Annotated in this window: 16 protein-coding genes; 2 read left to right on the top strand and 14 right to left on the bottom strand. The window is 69.2% G+C overall.

Annotated features, from left to right (window positions below; genetic code table 11):
• The 6 genes from shc to P0M04_RS22805 all read right to left on the bottom strand — a co-directional run bounded on the left by shc (position 1) and on the right by P0M04_RS22805 (position 7,507).
• On the bottom strand, positions 1-2,013 hold the full coding sequence (gene shc, locus P0M04_RS22830; RefSeq protein WP_259449491.1) for a squalene--hopene cyclase: 2,013 nt from the start codon (positions 2,011-2,013) through the stop codon (positions 1-3).
• A gap of 14 nt (positions 2,014-2,027) precedes the next feature.
• On the bottom strand, positions 2,028-2,876 hold the full coding sequence (hpnD, locus tag P0M04_RS22825; protein ID WP_259449492.1) for a presqualene diphosphate synthase HpnD: 849 nt from the start codon (positions 2,874-2,876) through the stop codon (positions 2,028-2,030).
• A 13-nt stretch (positions 2,877-2,889) separates the two neighbouring features.
• Positions 2,890-4,668 carry a 1-deoxy-D-xylulose-5-phosphate synthase gene (gene dxs, locus P0M04_RS22820; RefSeq protein WP_259449493.1) on the bottom strand — a complete coding sequence of 593 codons (1,779 nt, stop codon included), beginning with the start codon at positions 4,666-4,668 and terminating at the stop codon, positions 2,890-2,892.
• 137 nt (positions 4,669-4,805) lie between these two features.
• Positions 4,806-5,696, bottom strand: a complete 891-nt coding sequence (locus P0M04_RS22815; protein ID WP_259449494.1) for a LysR family transcriptional regulator — start codon at positions 5,694-5,696, stop codon at positions 4,806-4,808.
• Positions 5,697-5,710: 14 nt separating this feature from the next.
• Entirely contained in the window at positions 5,711-6,760 is a 1,050-nt protein-coding gene (locus tag P0M04_RS22810; protein ID WP_259449495.1) for an NAD(P)-dependent alcohol dehydrogenase, read from the bottom strand.
• A gap of 138 nt (positions 6,761-6,898) precedes the next feature.
• Entirely contained in the window at positions 6,899-7,507 is a 609-nt protein-coding gene (locus P0M04_RS22805) for a hypothetical protein (protein ID WP_259449496.1), read from the bottom strand.
• Positions 7,508-7,558: 51 nt separating this feature from the next.
• Here P0M04_RS22805 and P0M04_RS22800 point away from each other — a divergent pair, with 51 nt between their 5' ends.
• Complete coding sequence (locus tag P0M04_RS22800; RefSeq protein ID WP_259449497.1) at positions 7,559-7,918, top strand: winged helix-turn-helix domain-containing protein; 360 nt, start codon at positions 7,559-7,561, stop codon at positions 7,916-7,918.
• Between the two features lie 124 nt (positions 7,919-8,042).
• On the opposite strand, the gene P0M04_RS32925 is transcribed toward P0M04_RS22800, so the two are convergent.
• The 6 genes from P0M04_RS32925 to P0M04_RS22770 all read right to left on the bottom strand — a co-directional run bounded on the left by P0M04_RS32925 (position 8,043) and on the right by P0M04_RS22770 (position 15,109).
• Entirely contained in the window at positions 8,043-9,692 is a 1,650-nt protein-coding gene (locus P0M04_RS32925) for a pilus assembly protein (RefSeq protein WP_371877893.1), read from the bottom strand.
• Between the two features lie 2,354 nt (positions 9,693-12,046).
• On the bottom strand, positions 12,047-12,616 hold the full coding sequence (locus P0M04_RS22790) for a PilX N-terminal domain-containing pilus assembly protein (RefSeq protein ID WP_259449499.1): 570 nt from the start codon (positions 12,614-12,616) through the stop codon (positions 12,047-12,049).
• Complete coding sequence (locus P0M04_RS22785; protein ID WP_259449500.1) at positions 12,613-13,659, bottom strand: PilW family protein; 1,047 nt, start codon at positions 13,657-13,659, stop codon at positions 12,613-12,615. The genes P0M04_RS22790 and P0M04_RS22785 overlap by 4 nt, the downstream gene beginning before the upstream one ends.
• A gap of 8 nt (positions 13,660-13,667) precedes the next feature.
• Entirely contained in the window at positions 13,668-14,240 is a 573-nt protein-coding gene (pilV, locus tag P0M04_RS22780; RefSeq protein WP_281042076.1) for a type IV pilus modification protein PilV, read from the bottom strand.
• Between the two features lie 9 nt (positions 14,241-14,249).
• Positions 14,250-14,705 (bottom strand): GspH/FimT family pseudopilin, encoded by a 456-nt coding sequence (locus P0M04_RS22775; RefSeq protein ID WP_259449502.1) that lies wholly within the window; start codon positions 14,703-14,705, stop codon positions 14,250-14,252.
• On the bottom strand, positions 14,699-15,109 hold the full coding sequence (locus tag P0M04_RS22770; RefSeq protein ID WP_281042075.1) for a type IV pilin protein: 411 nt from the start codon (positions 15,107-15,109) through the stop codon (positions 14,699-14,701). The genes P0M04_RS22775 and P0M04_RS22770 overlap by 7 nt, the downstream gene beginning before the upstream one ends.
• 155 nt (positions 15,110-15,264) lie before the next feature.
• On the opposite strand from P0M04_RS22770, the gene P0M04_RS22765 reads away from it, so the two are divergent.
• Positions 15,265-15,750 carry an MgtC/SapB family protein gene (locus P0M04_RS22765; RefSeq protein WP_259449503.1) on the top strand — a complete coding sequence of 162 codons (486 nt, stop codon included), beginning with the start codon at positions 15,265-15,267 and terminating at the stop codon, positions 15,748-15,750.
• A 3-nt stretch (positions 15,751-15,753) separates the two neighbouring features.
• Here the strand turns inward: P0M04_RS22765 and P0M04_RS22760 are convergent, their stop codons facing one another.
• Together P0M04_RS22760 and galB are read right to left on the bottom strand one after the other, a co-directional pair.
• Positions 15,754-17,046 (bottom strand): ATP-binding protein, encoded by a 1,293-nt coding sequence (locus P0M04_RS22760; RefSeq protein WP_259449504.1) that lies wholly within the window; start codon positions 17,044-17,046, stop codon positions 15,754-15,756.
• Positions 17,047-17,169: 123 nt separating this feature from the next.
• Positions 17,170-19,695: a beta-galactosidase GalB gene (gene galB / locus P0M04_RS22755; RefSeq protein ID WP_259449505.1), complete on the bottom strand. Its 2,526-nt coding sequence runs from the start codon at positions 19,693-19,695 to the stop codon at positions 17,170-17,172.
• Positions 19,696-19,700 lie beyond the last annotated feature (5 nt).

Below are 19,700 nucleotides of genomic sequence, written 5' to 3'. Positions count from 1 at the left end.
TCACATCCCGAAGGGAACCCGCCCGCTGCCGCCGGCCCGCAGGTTGCGGTAGCGGGCCAGCGCCCACAGTGGAAAGTAACGGGCGTACCCGTGATAGCGCAGGTAGAACACGCGGGGAAAGCCCGTGGCCGTGTGCTGCGGTTCGTCCCACAGGCCGTCCGCGCGCTGCCGGTCGACGAGCCAGGCGATGCCGCGCGCGACGGCCGGCGTGTCGACGGCGCCCGCTGCCATCAGGCCCAGCAGCGCCCATGCCGTCTGCGACGCCGTCGACGGCGCCCACGCGTGGCCGGCATAGTCGAGCCGGTAGCTGTCGCCGCCCTCGCCCCAGCCGCCGTCCGGATTCTGCACGTACGCGAGCCAGCGGGCGCCCCGGGCGACGGGCGCCGCATCGGATGGCAGGCCGGCCGCCGCCAGGGCGCACAGCGCGCACCACGTGCCGTAGACATAGTTCACACCCCAGCGCCCGTACCAGCTCCCGTTCTTCTCCTGCCGGCGCAGCAGCCAGCCCAGTGCCCGCGCGGCCGGCGACCGGCGCCGCGCACAGGCGCCCGGCTCCAGCTGGGCCAGCATCGACAGGCAGCGCGCGGACACGTCGGCCGTCGGCGGATCCAGCAGCGCGCCGTGGTCGGCGAACGGGATGTGGTTCAGGTAATGGTGCGTGTTGTCGGCCTCGAACGCGCCCCAGCCGCCGCCCCTGCCCTGCATGCCGACGATCCATTCGCGGGCGCGGGCGACGGCGTCCGCGTACCGGTCCGGCAACGGTTGCGGTTCGACGTGCGCGGCCCGGTGCATGGCCATCGCCACGACGGCGGTGTCGTCGACGTCGGGATAGCACGCGTTTTCGTACTGGAACGCCCAGCCGCCGGGACGCACGTCCGGCCGGCGCGCGGCCCAGTCGCCGGACCGGTCGAGGATCTGCAGCGGCAGCAGCCAGTCGAGTCCGCGCCGCGCCGCGGCCAGCGCGGACGGCGTGCCCGCTTCCAGCAGCGCGTGGCACATCAGCGCCGTGTCCCACACGGGCGACAGGCAGGGCTGGCAATAGGCTTCGGCACCGTGGTCGACGAGCAGCCGGTCGATGGCGCGGCGCGCGGCGGACGACTCGGGCGCATCCGGCGGCAAGCCCAGCACGTCGAGCATCTGCACGGCGTTGACCATCGCGGGGAAAATGGCGCCCAGGCCGTGCTCGCCGTTCAGGCGCGCACGCACGAACGCGGCCGCCTGCTCGACCGCGCGCCGGCGCAGGCGCGCGGGCAGGCGCGGCGCCAGCAGGCGCATCTGCGACTCCAGCGTGCGGAACAGCGCGAACCACATGCGGTCCTGGTGCGGCGCGCGCGGCGCCAGCCCGAGGCTGGCCGGCGGCGCAAGGAACAGTTCCGCGACGCCCACGGCGCGCGGATTGCGCGCCCGCGGCCGCAGCGCGCCCAGCACGAGCAGCGGCGTCAGCACGGTGCGGGTCCAGTACGAGACCTTCGACAGGTGGAACGGCGACCAGCGCGGCAACAGCGCGATCTCCACCGGCATCACGGGCACGGCCGACCACGGCATCTCGCCGAACAGCGCCAGCAGCATGCGCGTGAAGACATTGCTGCGTTCGGCGCCGCCGTGGTCCCGGATCGCCGCACGCGCCCGCACCATGTGCGGCGCGCCCGGCGGATCGCCGATCATCTTCAGCGCAAAATAGGCCTTGACGCTGGCGCTCGGGTCGAACGCGCCGCCGTGGAACAGCGGCCAGCCGCCGTGGTCGCCCTGGCGCCGGCGCAGATACGTGCCGATCTTGCGCTCAAGGGCCGTGTCCGGCGTCTCGCCCAGGTAGTGCACCATCAGCACGTACTCGGCGGGGATCGTGACGTCCGCTTCGAGTTCGTAGACCCAGTGGCCGTCGTCGCGCTGGTCGGACAGCACGGCCGCGAGCGCCGCGTCGATGGCCGGCTCCAGGCGTGCGCGGCTGGTGAGTGTGCGTTCCGCTTCGACGGCGCCGGCCTGCGCCATGGACCGGAATGACGAGTAGCGCATGACATCCCCCGTGGCTACCGGAGCGCGTGCCGCACCAGGATGCCGACCTTGGCCAGGCGTCCCAGCCGGACAGGCGTGCGCGGACTGCCCCACCCGCGCGCCGCGAGCCGCGCCAGCAGGGCCGCATACACGGCCCCCATGAGGCGCGGCGCCCGGGCCGCACTGCCCCGGTGGCGGCGCAGTACGAAGTCGGAGGCGGCGTAGTGCCGGCGCGCCTGCGCGGCCAGGTCGGCGCACGCCCGGGGCAGCGCCGGATGCGCCGCGATGTCGTCCGCGCCGGCCGCGCACACGCGGGCTTCGACGCCGGCCGCGAGCAGCAGTTCGCGCGGCACGTAGGCGCGGCCGATGGCGGCGTCCTCGTCGATGTCGCGCAGGATATTGGTCAGCTGCAGCGCGCGGCCCAGGTGGTGGGCGAGCAGGAGGCCGTCGTCCTGCGGCAGGCCGAATACGCGCACGGACAGCCGCCCGACGGCGGCGGCGACGCGATCGCAGTACAGGTCGAGGGTGTCGGCCGGCGGTGCGCAGATGGGGCGGTCCTGCGCATCCATCAGCATGCCGTCGATCACGGCGTGGAAGTCGGCGCGCGCGAGGCCGTACGCGGCGATGTGCGGCGCCAGCGCGCGCAGGCGCGGGGCCCGGCCGCCGGCGTACGCGGCGTCGACGTCGGCCCGCCACCGTTCCAGCGCGGCGCGGCGTTCACGGGGCGGCGCGGGGCCGTCGGCAATGTCGTCGACGGCGCGGCAAAACGCGTAGATGCCGAACATCGCCGCGCGCCGCGGCGCGGGCAGTACGCGCATGGCGATGCCGAACGAGCTGGCCGGCGTGTGCACCGGCACGGTGAGCGCATCCGTTTCGGGGAGCATGGGGCACCTCAAGCTAATCACTATTTGCTACGAGCAAAGGCGCATCGGCACGATAAAGCTGGCGGATGGCACCCGCGATGCCGGCCGCGTCGAGCCCGGCCGCGCCCAGCAGCGCGGCGGGGTCGCCGTGCTCGATGAACATGTCGGGCAGGCCCAGCATTAACAGCGGCCGCTGGATGCCGGCGGCGGCCAGCGCCTCCGCCACGGCCGCCCCCGCACCGCCCATGACGGCGCCCTCCTCGACCGTCACGAGCTGCGCATGATCGCGCGCCAGCGCCGCCACGAGGTCGGCGTCGAGCGGCTTCACGAAGCGCATGTTGGCGACTGTCGCCCCCAGTTCCGTCGCGGCGTCGAGACTCGGCGCCAGCATCGGCCCGAACGCGAGGATCGCGATGCCGGACCCGCGCCGGCGCACCTCGCCGCGGCCGAACGGAATGGCATCCAGGTCCGGTGCCGGCCCGACGCCCGGTCCCGGCCCGCGCGGATAGCGCACGGCCGCCGGGCCGGGATGGCGGTAGGCGGTCGTCAGCATGCGCCGGCACTCGGCTTCGTCGGACGCCGCCATCACGACCATGTTCGGCACACAGCGCAGGTAGGCGATGTCGTAGTTGCCCGCATGCGTGGCGCCGTCCGCGCCGACGAGGCCGGCACGGTCGATCGCGAACGTCACGTCCAGGTGTTGCCGCGCGACGTCGTGGATCAACTGGTCGTAGGCACGTTGCAGGAACGTGGAATAGATGGCGACGACGGGTTTCATCCCGTCGACGGCGAGGCCGCCCGCGAACGTGAGCGCATGCTGTTCGGCGATGCCGACGTCGACATAGCGGTCGGGAAAGCGCTGGGCGAAGCGCACGAGGCCGGAGCCTTCGCGCATGGCGGGTGTGATGCCGACGAGGCGCGGGTCGTGCGCGGCCATGTCGCACAGCCAGTCGCCGAACACGTCCGTGTACGCGGGTCGGCCGCGCGCGCCGTCCGGCAGGCCCTTCCCGGGATCGAAGCGGCCGGTACCGTGGTACAGGGTGGGCGCCGCTTCCGCGCGCGCATAGCCCTTGCCTTTGCGCGTGACGACGTGCAGCACCTGCGGGCCCGTGCGCCGCCGGGCGGCCTCCAGCGCGGGAACCAGGGCATCGAGATCGTGGCCGTCGACCGGGCCCGAGTACGCCAGGCCGAGCGCCTCGAACAGCGATGCGCCCGGGCGCACGCGGCCGGATGCCAGATCGGACAAGTGACGGTCCAGCGCGCCCACGGCGGGAGAAATGGACATGCCGTTGTGATTGACGACGACGAGCAGGCGCAGCGCAGGGTCGATACCGGCGTTGTTCAGCGCTTCGAACGCCATGCCGGCGGACAGCGCGCCATCGCCGCAGACGGCCACGACATGGCGATCATCGCCCTGCAGCTTCGCGGCCAGCGCCATGCCGAGCGCGGCGGACAACGCCGTCGACGAATGCGCCGTGCCGAAGCAGTCGTGCACGCTCTCGCAGCGGCGCGGGAAGCCCGAGAGACCGCCGGCCTGGCGCAACGTGTGCATCTGCGCCCGACGCCCCGTCAGCACCTTGTGGCCATAGCTCTGGTGGCCGACGTCCCACACGATGCGGTCGCGCGGCGTGGCGAACACGTAGTGCAGCGCGATCGTCAGTTCGACTGTCCCCAGGTTCGACGCGAGATGGCCGCCGGTGCGCGCCACCGTGTCGACCAGGAAGCGGCGCAGCTGGCGCGCCAGCGGCTCCAGGCGCGCGCGGGGCAGCGCACGCAATGCGGCGGGGTCGTTGATTGCCTCGAGCAGGTCCATGCGGTCCTCCATGCGGCGTGCGACAGGCACCGCAGGCGACCCATTCTAGAACATCCCGGCCATCCGTTCAGGTATTCGGTTCAACCGTGCGCCGGCCTCTTCGGAGATATGGTATGCACGAAAAATCCCAGCAGAAATCAGTCCTTGTGCCGGATCGCATCGAGCACGACGGCCAGTGCGCGCGACGCATGGCGCCGGCTCGGGTAGTAGGCATGCAGGCCGGGGAATTTCGGACAGCAGTCCGCCAGCACGCTGACGAGGCGGCCGGCCTGCACATGCGGTGCCGCCATGTCCTCGGTCATGTAGGCGAGGCCGCTGCCGGACAGCGCCGCGTTCAGCATCTGGTAGACGCCGTTGAACGTATAGCGGCCGCGCACGCGCACGTCGACGGCTTCGCCGCGATCGAGCATCTCCCACGCGTACACGCCGCCGCCGGCGAGGCGCAGGCGGATGCACTCGTGCTTCATGAGGTCGTCGATGGATGCGGGCACCGCGCGGTGCGCGAAGTACCCGGGCGCGCCCACGACAAGCGTCTGCGTGTCGGGCGTGAGGCGCACGGCGATCATGTCCTTCTCGACCTGGTCGCCCCAGCGCACGCCGATGTCGTAGCGTTCCGCGGCCACGTCCACCATGCGGTATTCGGCACTGATCTCGAGGTGGATGTCCGGGTACTGCGGCAGCACGGCGGCGAGGCGCGGCCACAGCACGTTGTCGATGACGTGGTCCGTCGCCGTGATGCGGACGGTGCCGGCGGGCCGGTCACCGAGCTCGCTGACGGCGGCGATCTCCGCGTCGATCTCTTCCAGCCGCGGCGCCACGTTCTGCAGCAGGCGCTCGCCGGCCTCGGTGGGCGACACGCTGCGCGTCGTGCGCGTCAGCAGGCGCACGCCCAGCCGCGCTTCCAATGCACGGATCGTGTGGCTGAGGGCGGACTGCGTCATGCCCAGTTTTACGGCCGCGCGCGTAAAACTGCGTTCGCGCGCGACCGCGAGGAAGACGAGGATGTCGCTGAGGTTATCGCGTGCCATGCCGCGATTCTAAATCAGGCGCCCAGCGTCGCGTTGTCGATCACGAAGCGGTACTTCACGTCGCCCTCGAGCATGCGTTCGTACGCGGCGTTGATCTCGTCGGCCCGGATCATCTCGATGTCGGCGACGATGCCGTGCTGCGCGCAGAAGTCCAGCATCTCCTGGGTTTCCGGGATCCCGCCGATCATCGAGCCGGCCAGCGCGCGGCGCTTCGTGATCAGGTTGAACACCTGCGGCGACGGGTGCGGCGTCGCGGGCGCGCCGACCAGCACCATCGTGCCGTCGCGCTTGAGCAGGTTCAGCCAGGCGTCCAGGTCGTGCGGCGCGGCGACCGTGTTGACGATCAGGTCCAGGCGCTTCGCCCGCGCGGCCATGGCGGCGGCGTCGCGCGACACGACCACCTCGTGCGCGCCCAGCGCCTCGGCGTCCGCGCGCTTCGATTCGGACGTCGTGAAGGCGACGACATGCGCGCCCAGCGCGCGGGCCAGCTTGATGCCCATGTGGCCCAGGCCGCCGATGCCGACGATGCCCACCGTCTTGCCGGGACCCGCGTTCCAGTGGCGCAGCGGAGAGTAGGTCGTGATGCCGGCGCACAGCAGCGGCGCCACGGCCGCGAGCTGCGCTTCCGGATGGCGCACGCGCAGCACGTAGCGCTCGTGCACGACGATGCGCTCGGCGTAGCCGCCCAGCGTGTGGCCGGGTGCGTCAGCCGTCGGGCCGTTGTACGTGCCGACCATGCCGTCGCAATAGTTTTCGAGGCCATCCTCGCAATCCGCGCAGTGCCGGCAGCTGTCGACCATGCAGCCGACGCCGACCAGGTCGCCTTCCTTGAAACCCTGCACGTGGGCGCCGACGGCGGAGACTTTACCGACGATCTCGTGGCCCGGCACGCACGGATACAGGGTGCCGGCCCACTCGGCCTTCACCGTGTGCAGGTCGGAGTGGCACACGCCGCAATAGGCGATCTCGATCTGCACGTCGTGCGGACCAGGTGCGCGGCGGGTGATGTCCAGGGATTCGAGCGGTTGGTCGGCGGCGTGGGCGCCATAGGCCTTGACGGTCATGGATGATCCTTTCGTAAGGTTGTCGTTTGCATCGCAGGCCGACGATGGTAACGGCAAACCTCCCGCACGGGACCGGCCGGGATTGCTTGACCTTATGAACTGGATTCATGAATCCGCAGCGGAATCATGTCCGGCGCGTCATGAAAGATCGTTGCGGCGGGGAGCCGGCGTGGGCAGCAGCCCCAGCATGCCCTTCAGTGCGTACAGGACGACGAGCGCGCCCAGCATGTCGCCGGCCGCCATGACGGCGAAGCCCTGCGCAAGGTCGACCTGGTCGCCATGGAGCCAGAACCACAGGTGGTGCATCAGCGGGCTGGCCACGCCGAACAGCGGCACGAGCAGCAGCAGGCGGCGCGACGTCAGGTTCGACAGCGACGCCTGCATCCCCAGCACGCGCAGCGCGAACACATACACCAGGTAGGGCGCGAGGGCCGAGCTGATGCCGCCCGCGAACGAGCGCAACGGGTCGTCCGGATACAGGTGGAAGAAGCACTCGCACCACGACCCGACCAGAACGCCGACCGCACCCGGCAAGCCCAGCAGCAATGGGCACAGCAGCCGCGCGCCCGCCGGCAGGTAGATCCAGCCCACCCCGCGCATGAACTCGACGTTGGGGAACACCCAGTCCTGCAACCGCGCCAGGAGGAGATAGAACACCACCGAGCCGACGACGCTCGCGCAGGCGATACGGGCGCGCTCGGACACGCCGGGTCCGGCGCCGTGACCAGGAGTTAAGGGGGATGGCATGATGCTCGGTAGGTAATGGAGTTCGTGTGGCTCTCGCATTATAATCTGCGCATGAGCAAATCTAACCGTCCCGCCGACATCTATCTACGCTTTCTGCAACTTGCGGAAGCCTTGCGCGGGTTGCCGTCCCTCCCCTCGCTCGACCCGCTGGAAGAACGCATCCTCGGCACCGTCGCGCGCGCCATGCAGGAAGGCGAACGCCTGTGCGTACGCGACATGATGGCCAAGAAGGAACTCGGCGCCCCCGCCACCGTGCACAGCCGCCTGACGTCGATGCGCGAAAAGGGCTGGATCATGCTGACCGATACCGAAGACACGCGGCGCAAGCAGGTGACGCTCACGCAGGCGGCGCTGGCGCACTTCGACAAGCTGTCGAAGTGCATGGTCAAGGCGGTCGAGAAGGCCGGTTGAGCTAGCGTTCGAACGTCGTCCCCGCGGAGGCGGGGACCCAATTTTGCCAGCGCTGCCGCGACGCATCGAACTTGGCGGGATAGCGCCGCTGGCGCTATCCCGCCTGCGCAGGAACGACGTCGTGTTAATCCCCCGCCGTATAGGTATACACCCGCTTGCGCTTCTGCGCGATCGCCGGTCGGATCCGTTGCGGCGAGATCGACACGCTGGCCCCCGCCGACGCCGCGCCGCCCTTCTGCACCGCGCCCAGCACGACCGACACCGCCTTGCCGCCGATCGGCACGCTGCTGGCCTTCACCGGCGACGGCGGCAGGCCGCCGCCCACGAAGACCGACGAGCGCGCGCCGCCGCACAGGCCCGGCACGTTGATGGCGCCGGAGCCGTTCAGCAGGTTGACCCAGTAGCCGCGCGCCTCGCCCAGCGACGTCGAACAGCTCGCCGCATCGGGCGGCACGGGACGGTTGGTACTGAACGTGACCATGCCGCTCGCGATCAGCGCCGACGTCACCACCTGCTCGCCCTGGCCGTACTGGTTCAGGTCCATGAACCAGCCCTTCGTCCCCGAATTCGGCAATACCTTCGCGGCGGCGCAGTCCGTGTTCGTCGTGTAGTCCGTCATGGCGTCCATGTTCGTCGCGGGCGTCCCGGAGGCCGCCGCCAGGTCGTCCAGGTAGACGTAGAACCGGTTCGTCACGTTGGCGTACGGGTATTGCGACTGCAGCGGATGCTCGCGGTCGCCGCTGCCCAGCGCCACGTAGACCCTGCCCTGGCTGGCCAGCAGCGCGGGCGTGAACAGGAACTTGCGGCCGGCACCCGTCGTGTACGCGACCTTGCGCGCCGTCCAGGCGTCGCCCGCGAGCGGCGTGCGCCCGGCGTAGCTGCCCACGAAGTCGACGCGGTAGATGCCGCCGCCCAGGTCGGCCGCGTAGGCATAGTCGGGATAGCCGTCGTTGTCGACGTCGACGAGGGCCACGTCGGCCGCCACGCCGCGGTCGGTCGGGAACGAACGGATCACCGCGCCCGTGTTCGCGTCCAGCACGTACACGAAGCGGCCCTTGCCGCTGCCGCATGCGGGCGATGCCGTGTCGGCGTCTTCGCAGGCATCGTAGCCGCCGCCCACGACCAGCACCGGCGTCGTCGTCGAATACCCCTTGATGAAGGCGACGTTCGGCGTCGACCAGGTCTGGCCGACGCCGGACATCCCGGCCGTGCAGCCGATGTCGTCGGTCAGGTTCGGGCAGCCGGCCTTCCACTTGTACACCGGCTGGTCGGGATGCGTCACGTCCAGGCCGTACAGCATGCGCCCGCCCCGGCGCATCGACGGGAAGATCCACACCCTCGAATTGTCGGCGTTCTGGTACAGGCCGATCGAGCCGTCGAAGAAGTAATCCTTGCGCGCCGGCGCCGGCGAGATCGCGCTGCTCAGGTTCGGATAGCTAACGAGCGGAGAATTGTCCATCAGGCGCTGCAGGCGGCCGAAGAATTCGGGTGCGACGAACGACCAGGTCTCGACGCCGGTATTGGCGCTCACCGCGTGCAGCGCGCCGTCGTTGGCGCCGTAGAACACGCGCACGCCGGTCGTGCCGCCAAAGTTCACGGGCAGCGGGCGCGAGTGGATCACGTCGCCGTGGATCGAAGGCCGCGTCGTCGTCGTGGCGCCGGCGCCCTTTTCGTTGTTGACGTCCGCGCCCTGGATGAAGTTGACGAGGTTCGCGGACAGGCCCGTATTGGCCGTGTTGAACGTGGCCAGCGTCGTGCCCGACAGCGTCAGCATGTTGCGGTTGACGGCCTGGTTGCCGCTCCACGCGCCGGCCACGTTACCCTGCCTCAGGATCTCGGCCGCGCCGCCCTTTTCCACCTGCGGGCCGTCCGGCAGGTCGGAGTACGGGCTCACGCCGTCCGGTGCGCAGGCGCCGGACGGGTCGGGGTTGATACCGAGGCCGCTCCAGTACGTGCCCGAATCCGACGTCCAGTAGCTCGCCGCGCACGGCGTGACGAAGCCGGTCAGCGTGTTGACGGCGATCTTGCCGTTGACGTCGCCCAGCTCGATGTTGGCGCCGCTGGCGATCAGCTGGTAGCGCTTGAGGTTGCCGAACCAGCGCGGCTTCGCGTCCGGGTCGGGGCGGAACATGCCGATGAAGACCTGGTTCTCGTTCTGCGACCGGTTCGTGGCGTTGACCGGCAGGCTGGTCGAGGCGAACGTCGTGTTCACGGCCTGGATCTCGATGATGATCTGGCGCAGCGCGTCGAGGATCGCCTGCTCGTTCTTCGCGGCGAAATACTTGCCGCCGCCGGCCTTGGCCATGCTCATCAGCAGGGCCGTGTGGGTGGCGTTCGGCTGGGCGTTGTAGACGTCGATCGTGTACGTCGTCACGGGCGACCGCACGGTCGACCCGGTGACGGGGACGCCCTTGTCGTGCAGCAGGCGCGACCATTCGTCGGCGTTGCGCGGGCCGGTGTCGGTCGACGTAGTCCCGGTCGGGACGTCGGTCAGCACGATGTTCGTCCCGACGATGTTATAGGCGCTCGTGCCGGCCGGGCAGGATGCCAGCGTGGTGCTGGTGGGCGTGTTGTTGTACGTGCAGCTGATGTTGGTGCCGGTGCACGACGCGGCGTAGTCCGGCGTCGACGTCGGCGGTGTCGGATAGCACTGCGACGTCATGCCCAGGTTCGTGGTCGTCGTGTAGGCCGGCGTCGTCGTGTCGCTGACCGACGTGGGCGTCACCGTCTGCGTGATCGTGTACTGGCGCTTGCTCGTCGCGGTCTGGGTGACGTTCACCTGGCGGTAGCCGCTGCCCTGGCAGCCGCTGGCGTTGCTGGCCAGTGCACCGGAATACGTGCAGGTGCTGTTGGCCGGGCAAGACAGGCCGCCGAAGTCCGTCGTCGCCGCCGGGTTCCAGTTGCCGGCTGCGGTGCCGACGCCCGTGTAGCAGCCGGCGCCCCGGCTGTTCGCATCCAGGCTGGCGGTGGCGGTGGCGGTCGCCGTGGTTGCGGTGCCGACCGGCGCGCCGACCGTGTACGAGCAGCTGTACGTCGTCGTGGTCGTGCTGTTGCCGTTCGTGGTCGTCTGCGTGGCCGGGCAGGTCAGGTTGCCGTGGTCGCTCCCCGGGACGTCGCCCGCCGTCGCGTAAAAGCCGGTCGTCGTCCCTGTGGACGTCGTGACCGTCCCCGGCACGGGCTGGCCCGGGCTCGTCGTGGCCGGGTGATACACGGACTGCGTCACCGTGTACGACCGGCTGCCGGCCGGACAGGCGATGGGATTCACGTTCGCCGTCGCGGCGCCGATCGAGCAGCCCTCGGTGTAGCTCGCGCACTGCGCCGCGTACGCGTCCACCTCGCCCGCCGCGGCCGCCGGGCTCGCGTAGCAGGCGTTGGTGACGCCCAGGTTGCTGGTCGTCGTCGCGTTCTGCGTCGTGAAGTTCGGCAGGCCGAGCTGGCTCACGGTGCTGCCGTTCAGCCCGTTGAGCAGGGCCGTGTTGGCCGCCGTGTCGCTGGCCGGCCCGGAAGCATTCGGGTTGCCGATGAAGATCACGAAGCTCTTGCCGCACGTGTTCGCGGCTGTCAGCGGCGAGCGGAACGTCGAATACGGCGTCGTGTAGCCGGCGGCGTCGGCAATGCTGGCGATGACGCCGCCCGGCGAATACGCGTCGGCGCCCGCGAAGTAGTTATAGACGTCGTACATCAGGTCGCCGTACGGCGTGTGCGAATTGCGCTTCTCGTTCGGTGAATTGATGTTGTCGTAGATGGTCGAGAGCTGGCTCGTGAAGCTCGTCTTGGCCGAGTTGTCCAGCGGGCGGATCGCGGAGCGGATGAAGCCGCCGTCGTCGTTGGCGTTGCCGCCCGTGACGAATTCCATCAGGCCCAGGCTGACCGTGCTGTCCAGCGTCGTCAGCAGGTTGCTGATCGCGCGCGCTTCCGACTGGCCCTGCTGCAGGCCGCCCGGCCATTGCTGGCTCTGGCGGGCCCAGTTCGACGTGTTGTCGAGCACGATCAGGATGCGCGGGTTGATGTTGTTGCCGGCGGATGCGCCGGTGAAGATGTCGATGTCGTCCGCCGCCGCGACGATGGGCAGGCCGGCGAGGCACGCGGACAGCGCCAGCGCGAGTGTGGGTCGGATCATGGTCTTGCTCACGGTTGCGGACAGTTGGTGGCGACGTCGTCGCGCGAGATGCGCACGCCGACGCCCTGGACGACCTTGACGGAGGCCTGCGTCGCGTCGTCGGTGGCGACCGCGCTCAGGTCCCAGACGCTGTTGTCGCAGTCGGAATTGCCGTCGTTGGCACCGGCCACGCCATGCATCTGGGAGGCGCCGACCGCGCAGCCGATGTCTTCGTCGTCGTTCAGGTTGAGGTCGGAATTCTTGATCGGCTGGACCTTCACGCAGCTGGGCGGCGGGCTGAGGGTGACCTTGATGTCGGTCCTGCCGTCGCCGTCGGTATCGACGCAGCGCTGGTTCGGCGCGCCGCACGTGTTCGACAGCGCGCTGTTCGGCGTCTGGGTGAACGTGGGCGAACTGATCGTCTCTTCCAGCACGGCGTGCGCGGCGGCGAGGGCCTGGTCGCGGCGCTGCATGTTGCCGACCACCTGCAGGTTCGAATTGCCCAGGTTGACGCTGGCCAGCGCCAGCATCGTGAGCAGCAGGAGCATGATCAGGGCGGTCACCAGGGTGATGCCCCGCTCGCGGCGCGGCGTCCTCATGGCTGTTTCCTTCCCACTGGATTGGCCAGGGTCACGAACGTCTGGAACACGTGGCGCTTGTAGCCGTCGTTGAACGGCCCGGCCGTGCGTGCGGTGCCGTCGGCGGCCGTGCCGAGGTTGTAGGTTTTCGAGTCGGTCCAGCCGGGCGTCGTGCTCGGGCTGCGCGCCAGCACGTGCAGGCGCACGGCGACCACGTTGCGCCAGTTCGAGACCGCGCACGCCGGCAAGGTGCACCCGTTGGCGCCGGCGGGCGAGCTCGTCGTGACGCCGACACTCCCATTGCCGCTCGTGTCGATGCCGTATTCGAGCTGCAGGTTCTCGACGCCCTCCGCCAGCGGCACGGTCTTGAACTTCAGCTGGTTGTCGACATAGCGCAGTTCGGCGCGCTTCAGGGTCGGGATGCCGTCGCCCGGCTCGTCGTTGTTGGCGACGAAATAGATGTGCGTCTGGTAGCGGCGCGTGACGGCCGCCGTCGTACAGTCGCGCCGGGTGCGCAGCAGCTGGGCCGGGTCGATGTCGAGCGCATACCAGTCGGCCGGGTCGGCCGAACCCAGCTCGCCCGCATCGCTGCACAGCGACGCCTGGAACAGCGGGCCGGCCGGATCGTTGGCGCTGCAGTTCGGATCCCCGCTGACGCAGGCGCGCGTGTGGCGCACGACGATGAGGGCCGTGCCGGCGCGCACGTCGGACACGCAGGACGGCAGCGTATCGGCAGGGCTGAACCCTTGCACGTGCAGCGGCAGCATGGCCTTCAGCGCGGCCAGCGTGGCAGCGCACGGGTCGGGGACGGCCGCCGGGTCAGGCAGCAGGGTCGGGTCGAATTCGCCGTAGAAGCCGGCGTTGCGCAAATCGTTTGCGAGCAGGTCGACGGCATAGCGGCCGCTCTCGATCTGACGGTTGGCGCGCTCGACCTCGGCCTGGGCGCGGCTGTTGTGGAAGAACAGCGTGACCATGCCGACGACGATCAACAGGCCCATCGTCACGGACACGAGCAGCTCGGGCATCGAAAAGCCGGCGGACCGGCGCTTGGACAGGACAACCATCGCGTCTCCTAAATGCACGAAGGCAGGCCGATCGCCAGCTGCACGGCGATCGCGCGCCGGTTGGCGTCGTCCGCACCGTACTGGTTGGCGCCGCACGCGAGCCCCGGCGCCCTGGTCGGATGCAGCCCCTGCCACGCGACGCTCACGCGATAGATGCCGGGCTTGCACACGCCGGCCGCCGGGTCGGGCGCCTGCAGCTGCTCGACGCAGCCGCGCGCATCGATCATCGCGCCGGTTGCCGTGCCGGCGCCCGACTGCTCGGCGGCGCCTTTCAGTTCCTGGCTCCATTCGCACTGGTCGCGCGCGGTGCCGACGGCCACGGTGGTGCAGTCGGCCGGCTGGGTATCGCTCTTGCCGAGCGGGGTTTCCGTCACGTAGTCGGCCGCATGGGCCGGGTTGCCGAGGATGCGGGCGCGCATGTCATCCACCAGCACGACGGCCTGCGCGCGCTGGTAGGCCTCGATCGATCCCACCTGCACCTTGGCCTGCAGCGCGGCGATCCCCAGCAGGCCGAACGCGAGCACGACGACGGTCACGAGCACTTCGACAAGGCTCAGGCCCGCGCTGGGAAGTGGCGGCACGGTGCGCATTCAGCACCCCGACGCCTGCAGGCGCGGGCGCCCGCTCAGGTCCACCTGCACGCAGCGGTGGCTCGCAGCGCCGTCGACGGCGATGTCGAACGACGGCGGCGTATCGCTCGCGACGCGGCCGTTGGGCAGGTACACGACGGCGGTCGGGCCGGTGATCGTCGCACCCTGCACGGCGCCGTGGTTCGCGACCGGGTGCCCGGTGTCGGACGGATTCGGGATGCGCCAGCCGGCCTGCCACGTGTCGGCGGCCGGCTGCAGGGTGACCTGGGTAGCGCGCTTGATCGCTTCGCTGCGCGCGAGCACGAGGGCAGCGTACAGGTCGGTGCTGGTGGCGCGCGCACGCTGGCCGGCCACGAGCCCCTTGAAGGACGGCGCAGCCATGGCCGACAGGATCGCGGTGATGGCCACGACCGTCAGCAGTTCGATCAGCGTGAAGCCGCGCGCACGCTTTACCATAGGTTGGTCGGCGTCCGGGCGCCGCTGTTGTCGATGGTGAGGTTGCCGTCGCCGGCCTGGCGCGTCCCGAGCACCGGCGTGGCCGTGATCGTGAACGACGGCGGCGGACCGCCGGCGGCGTCGATGGTGATCGTATAGTAACTCGCGACCTCGGCCGGCACGGGCAGGTTGAGTGCGGTCGGCGTGCCCCCGTACTCGTGGGCATCGGCGAAGTACTGCGCCTGCGCCTGCGCCAGGTTGAGCAGATACGCCTGCGCCGCCGCGCGGTTGCCGCGCACGAGATATTTGCCGTAGGCGGGCAGCGCGATGGACGCCAGGATGCCGACGATCGCCACCACGATCAGGAGTTCGATCAGGGTGAAGCCGCTGCGACGCGAAGGAATGAACGGAATTCGGTAAGACATGGTGGACCTCATGGGGTGCGTGGGCCAACATTACATATTTCCACATGGAAATTCTATCAGAATGTGTCACTCCGTGGCATATGCACGACACTTGATTCAACAAGACTTTCGCGCGCACGCCGTACAATAGTATCCCCTCGACAACAAACCGACGCATGGACTACCTCGAAATCCTGCTGCGCCTGACGGTCTCGGTCCTGGTCGGCGGCCTGATCGGCCTGGACCGCAACCTGCACGGCAAGCCCACGGGCATCCGCACGCTGGGGCTCGTCTGCCTGGGCGCCTGCGTGCTGACCCTGGCCGGCGCCAACTTCCTGACCGGCGACGGCCAGGCCGACCCATCCGCCGTCAGCCGCGTGATCCAGGGCCTGGTGACGGGCATCGGCTTCCTCGGCTCGGGCGTGATCATCCGGGAAAACGGCAGTGACCGCGTGCGCGGCCTGACGACGGCCGCGTCGATCTGGATCACGGCCATCCTTGGCATCCTGTGCGGCATGGGATCCTGGCAGATCGCCGCGATCGCCCTCGTCCTCGTGTTCGTCCTGTTCGTGTGCGGCAAGCCGATCGAGCGCGCGCTGCACCGGCGCTGGCTGGACAAGCCGGAGAAGGAGAAGCAGGCGATCAGCCTGCACGAGGAGTGAGCGTCAGGCCGTCGGGGCTTCCGTCACCGACGACGGCGGCATCACCGGCAGCTTGATCGTGAAGACGGTACCGACGTTCGGCTTCGACGCCACGTCGATCCGCCCGCCATGCTTGTTGACGATGCTGTACGACAGCGACAGGCCGAGGCCCGTCCCGCTGCCGACCGGCTTGGTGGTGAAGAACGGTTCGAAGATGCGTTTCAGGTTCTCCTGCGGGATACCGCAGCCGTTGTCGCTGATCTTCACCCACACCCAGCCGTCGTTCGACCCGGTGGCGATCGTGATCACGCCCTTGCTCTTGATGGCCTGGGCGGCGTTGACGAGCAGGTTCATGAACACCTGGTTCAGCTGCGAGGCCAGGCACTTGATTTCCGGGAGCTTGCCGTAGTGTTTCTCGACCGTCGCCTTGTACTTGATCTCGTTGGCGACGATGTTGAGCGTCGTGTCGAGGCCCGAGTGCACGTCCGCGTACTGCCAGTCGTTCTGGCCGACGTGCGAGAAATCCTTCAACGCCTGGACGATGTCCTTCACGCGCTTCAGGCCATCCATCGACTCGCTCACGAGGTCGGCGATGTCGTCCTTCAGGTAGCCGAGGTCGGCCTGGCGGTTGATGGCATCGATCTGCGCTTCCAGCGCCGAGCCGGGCGCCGCCTTGTGCACGGCCTCGCCGTACGCGTCCACCACGTTCAGCAGGGTGTCCACGTAGTGGCGCAACGTGCCCATATTGGAATTGACGAAGCCGATGGGGTTGTTGATCTCGTGCGCGACGCCCGCCGCGAGCTGGCCGATCGACGCCATCTTTTCCGACTGCAGCAGCTGCTCGTGCGCCTCGCTCAGGCGCGCGATCAGTTGCTGCTGTTCCTGCTCCATGCCCTTGCGCGCGGTGATGTCGGTCAGCGAGCCGATGACCTCCACCGGCGTGCCGTGCTCGTCGCGGATCAGGCGCAGGCGGTCGTGCATCCACACGTACTCGCCGCTGGCCGTGCGGAACCGGTATTCGTACGTGCGTTCGCCTTCCACGAACAACTGGGCCAGGCTGGAAAAGATCGCCGGGGCGTCGTCCGGGTGGAGATGGTCGAACCAGAAGTTCGGGTCGGCCAGCATCTCTTCCGGCCGGTAGCCGAGGACGTTGTACGCGTTGTTGCTCACGAACGTCATCTTGAAGTCGCCGCTGGGCACGGTGGCGTAGATGATCGCCGGCGTGTTGTCGATCAGGTATTGCAGCCGGACGAGCGGCGACGTGGCCTCGACCGGCGCTGGGCTCGACGACAGCGATTCAAAGACTTCAAATTCCATGGCGATGGCTCGGCGTATCTACGGAGATTCTATTATCCGGAGGAAACGCCGAGTGTGGGGGCTTTCTTGAAACTCTTGCATGCAAGAGTTTCGGTTGCTATCGCCTGATTACAACAGTTGCCCTTACTGCGCCTGGCTGTCCAGCGTCACCTGCGCCCCTTCGAGGCCGTCGGCGCTGGCCGTCAGGGTCAGCTTGCCGGCTTCGCCCGCCTTCGTCTTCACGATGGCCAGGGCCAGGCCGTTGTACGCCTTGCGCTGGGGCGACTGGAACGCTTCCAGGTCGGTCGCGTCGCCATTGTCCGTTGCGACGATCTCGCCCGGCCCGGACAGCTTGAACGTGATGCGGTCATGCGTGCGCGGCACGGGGCGGCCGTCCTTGTCCGCGATCGTGACCGTCACGAACGACAGGTCCTTGCCGTCCGCGCGGACCTGCGCACGGTCGGCCGACACGAGCAGCTTCGCGGGTTTGCCCGTCGTCGCGACGGTATCCTCGGCCCAGCGCTTGCCCTTCCTGTAGACGACGGCCTTCAACGTCCCGGGCTGGTACGTGACGTCGTCCCAGCGCAGGCGGTAGTCGCGCGGGCCGCGCTTCTTGCGGCCGAGCGATTTGCCGTTCAGGAACAGCTCCGCCTCGTCGCCCGACGTGTACAGGTGCACCGGCGTCACCTGGCCCACGCGCTCCGGCCAGTTCCAGTGCGGCAGCAGGTGCGCCATCGGCAGTTCCGGGCGCCAGCGGGCCTGGTACAGGTAGAAGCGGTCTTTCTTGAAGCCGGCCAGGTCGATGATGCCGAAGTACGAGCTGCGCGACGGCATCGCGATCTTCTTCAGCGTGGCCAGTTCCTGCGCGGCGCGCGCCTGCTGGGCGGGGTCGGTAAAGTTCAGCAGGTTCGTCGTGTCGTCGTTGTACGGCGTCGGCTCGCCGAGGTAGTCGAAGCCGGTCCACACGAATTCGCCCGCGACGAACGGGTTGTCGTCCTGGCCCTTGAATTCGACGTCGGGCGACGTCGCCCACGGCGGTGCCGTCAGGTCGTAGCTGCTCACCTGGAAGTTCGCGGCGCCCTTCGATTTGTCGTCGCTGACCGGGAAGAAGTATTCGCCGCGCGAGCTGATCGTCGACGCGGTCTCGCTGCCGTAGATCGGCAGGTAAGGCGCGGACGCGTGCATCTTGCCGTATTCGCCCGGCTTGTAGTTGTAGCCGAAGATATCGACCACGTTCTGGAAGCCGTTGTAGCCGGAGTCGGTGTGGTTGTACGCCGACGTGACGGGACGCGTGCGGTCTTCCCCGCGCGCGATCTCGGCCAGGTGCGCGGCCAGTTTCCAGCCTTCCGGCTTGCCCTGTTCCGGGATCTCGTTGCCGGTGCTCCAGGCGATCACGCTCGGGTGGTTGCGGTCGCGCCGGATCTGCGCGCGCAGGTCCTTCTCGTGCCATTCGTCGAACGACGTGTGATAGTCGTTCGGCGTCTTCTTCTCGTGCCACATGTCGAACGCCTCGTCCAGCACGACGAAGCCCATGCGGTCCGCGAGGTGCAGCAGCTCCGGCGCCGGCGGATTGTGGCTCGTGCGGATCGCGTTCGTGCCCATCTCGCGCAGCAGTTGCAGCTGGCGCTCCAGTGCGCGCTCGTTGATCGCACTGCCCAGCGCACCCAGGTCGTGGTGCATGCACACGCCGTTCAGCGGCACGCGCTGGCCATTCAGCAGGAAGCCGTTCTTCGCGTCGAATACGGCGGAGCGGATGCCGAACGGCGTCTCGACGACGTCCGTCACCTGGCCGTTTTCCGTGACGGTCGTGACGGCCACGTAGCGCTGCGGGCTCGCGATGCTCCACAGCTTCGGCTGCGGCACCGTCAGGGTCTGCGTGAGCTGGGCCTGGCGGTCGCTCTCGACCTTGGTGACCTTGGTCGCCGCCTGGCGCGCGACCGGCGCCGCGCCGCGCTTGCCGGCCGCGTCGAGCGTGTAGATCTCGGTCGCGACCTGCACCTGCGCCGCGCGGCCGTTGCTTTCCACCGTCGTCTGTACCGACACCGTCGCCTGGGCCTTCGACACCTGCGGCGTCGTCACGAACGTGCCGTACTGGGCCACGTGCACCGGCGCCGTCTTGACGAGCCACACGTGGCGGTAGATGCCGCCGCCGGGATACCAGCGCGACGATTTCTCCGGGTTGTCGAGGCGGATCGCCACGACGTTGTCGCTGCCCGGTTTCGCAAACGGCGTCAGGTCCACGCGCCACGACGCGTAGCCGTACGGCCAGCCGCCCACGTACTGCCCGTTGACCCAGACCTTCGCGTGCGACATGGCGCCGTCGATGTCCAGGTAGACGCGGCGGCCGGCATCGCCCGCCGGCAAGGTGAAGTGCTTGCGGTACCAGCCCACGCCCCACCATGGCAGCTTGCCCGTCTCGCCCGGGTATTCCTGCTTGAACGGGCCTTCGACGCCCCAGTCGTGCGGCAGGTCGAGCTTGCGCCACGCGGCGTCGTCGAAGCCCGGCTGGGCGGTCGCGTCCGGCGCGGTGCTGCCGCCCGGATCGCCCTTCGCGAAGCGCCAGCCGGCGTCGAACGACAGGCGCTCGCGGACGTCGGCGGCATGGGCGGCGCCGCACAGCAGGGCGACGCCGAAGGCAACGATGGTGAGGGAACGGGGAAGAAGCGTCATGGTCT

This window comes from Telluria mixta, from assembly GCF_029223865.1.
Classification (GTDB): domain Bacteria; phylum Pseudomonadota; class Gammaproteobacteria; order Burkholderiales; family Burkholderiaceae_D; genus Telluria; species Telluria mixta.
Note: the sequence above shows the minus strand (reverse complement) of the source record. Positions and strands in the feature narration are given on the sequence as shown.

Excerpts from the sequence above, each read along its gene's own strand:
- galB (WP_259449505.1), bottom strand. The coding sequence starts at position 19,695 with ATGACGCTTCTTCCCCGTTCCCTCACCATCGTTGCCTTCGGCGTCGCC.
- P0M04_RS22815 (WP_259449494.1), bottom strand. The coding sequence starts at position 5,696 with ATGGCACGCGATAACCTCAGCGACATCCTCGTCTTCCTCGCGGTCGCG.
- P0M04_RS32925 (WP_371877893.1), bottom strand. The coding sequence starts at position 9,692 with ATGCTGACGCTGTCGGGCACGACGCTGGCCACGTTCAACACGGCCAAT.
- dxs (WP_259449493.1), bottom strand. The coding sequence starts at position 4,668 with ATGGACCTGCTCGAGGCAATCAACGACCCCGCCGCATTGCGTGCGCTG.
- P0M04_RS22775 (WP_259449502.1), bottom strand. The coding sequence starts at position 14,705 with ATGGTAAAGCGTGCGCGCGGCTTCACGCTGATCGAACTGCTGACGGTC.
- hpnD (WP_259449492.1), bottom strand. The coding sequence starts at position 2,876 with ATGCTCCCCGAAACGGATGCGCTCACCGTGCCGGTGCACACGCCGGCC.
- P0M04_RS22805 (WP_259449496.1), bottom strand. The coding sequence starts at position 7,507 with ATGCCATCCCCCTTAACTCCTGGTCACGGCGCCGGACCCGGCGTGTCC.
- P0M04_RS22765 (WP_259449503.1), top strand. The coding sequence starts at position 15,265 with ATGGACTACCTCGAAATCCTGCTGCGCCTGACGGTCTCGGTCCTGGTC.
- P0M04_RS22785 (WP_259449500.1), bottom strand. The coding sequence starts at position 13,659 with ATGGTTGTCCTGTCCAAGCGCCGGTCCGCCGGCTTTTCGATGCCCGAG.
- P0M04_RS22810 (WP_259449495.1), bottom strand. The coding sequence starts at position 6,760 with ATGACCGTCAAGGCCTATGGCGCCCACGCCGCCGACCAACCGCTCGAA.
- P0M04_RS22770 (WP_281042075.1), bottom strand. The coding sequence starts at position 15,109 with ATGTCTTACCGAATTCCGTTCATTCCTTCGCGTCGCAGCGGCTTCACC.
- P0M04_RS22760 (WP_259449504.1), bottom strand. The coding sequence starts at position 17,046 with ATGGAATTTGAAGTCTTTGAATCGCTGTCGTCGAGCCCAGCGCCGGTC.
- P0M04_RS22800 (WP_259449497.1), top strand. The coding sequence starts at position 7,559 with ATGAGCAAATCTAACCGTCCCGCCGACATCTATCTACGCTTTCTGCAA.
- P0M04_RS22790 (WP_259449499.1), bottom strand. The coding sequence starts at position 12,616 with ATGAGGACGCCGCGCCGCGAGCGGGGCATCACCCTGGTGACCGCCCTG.
- shc (WP_259449491.1), bottom strand. The coding sequence starts at position 2,013 with ATGCGCTACTCGTCATTCCGGTCCATGGCGCAGGCCGGCGCCGTCGAA.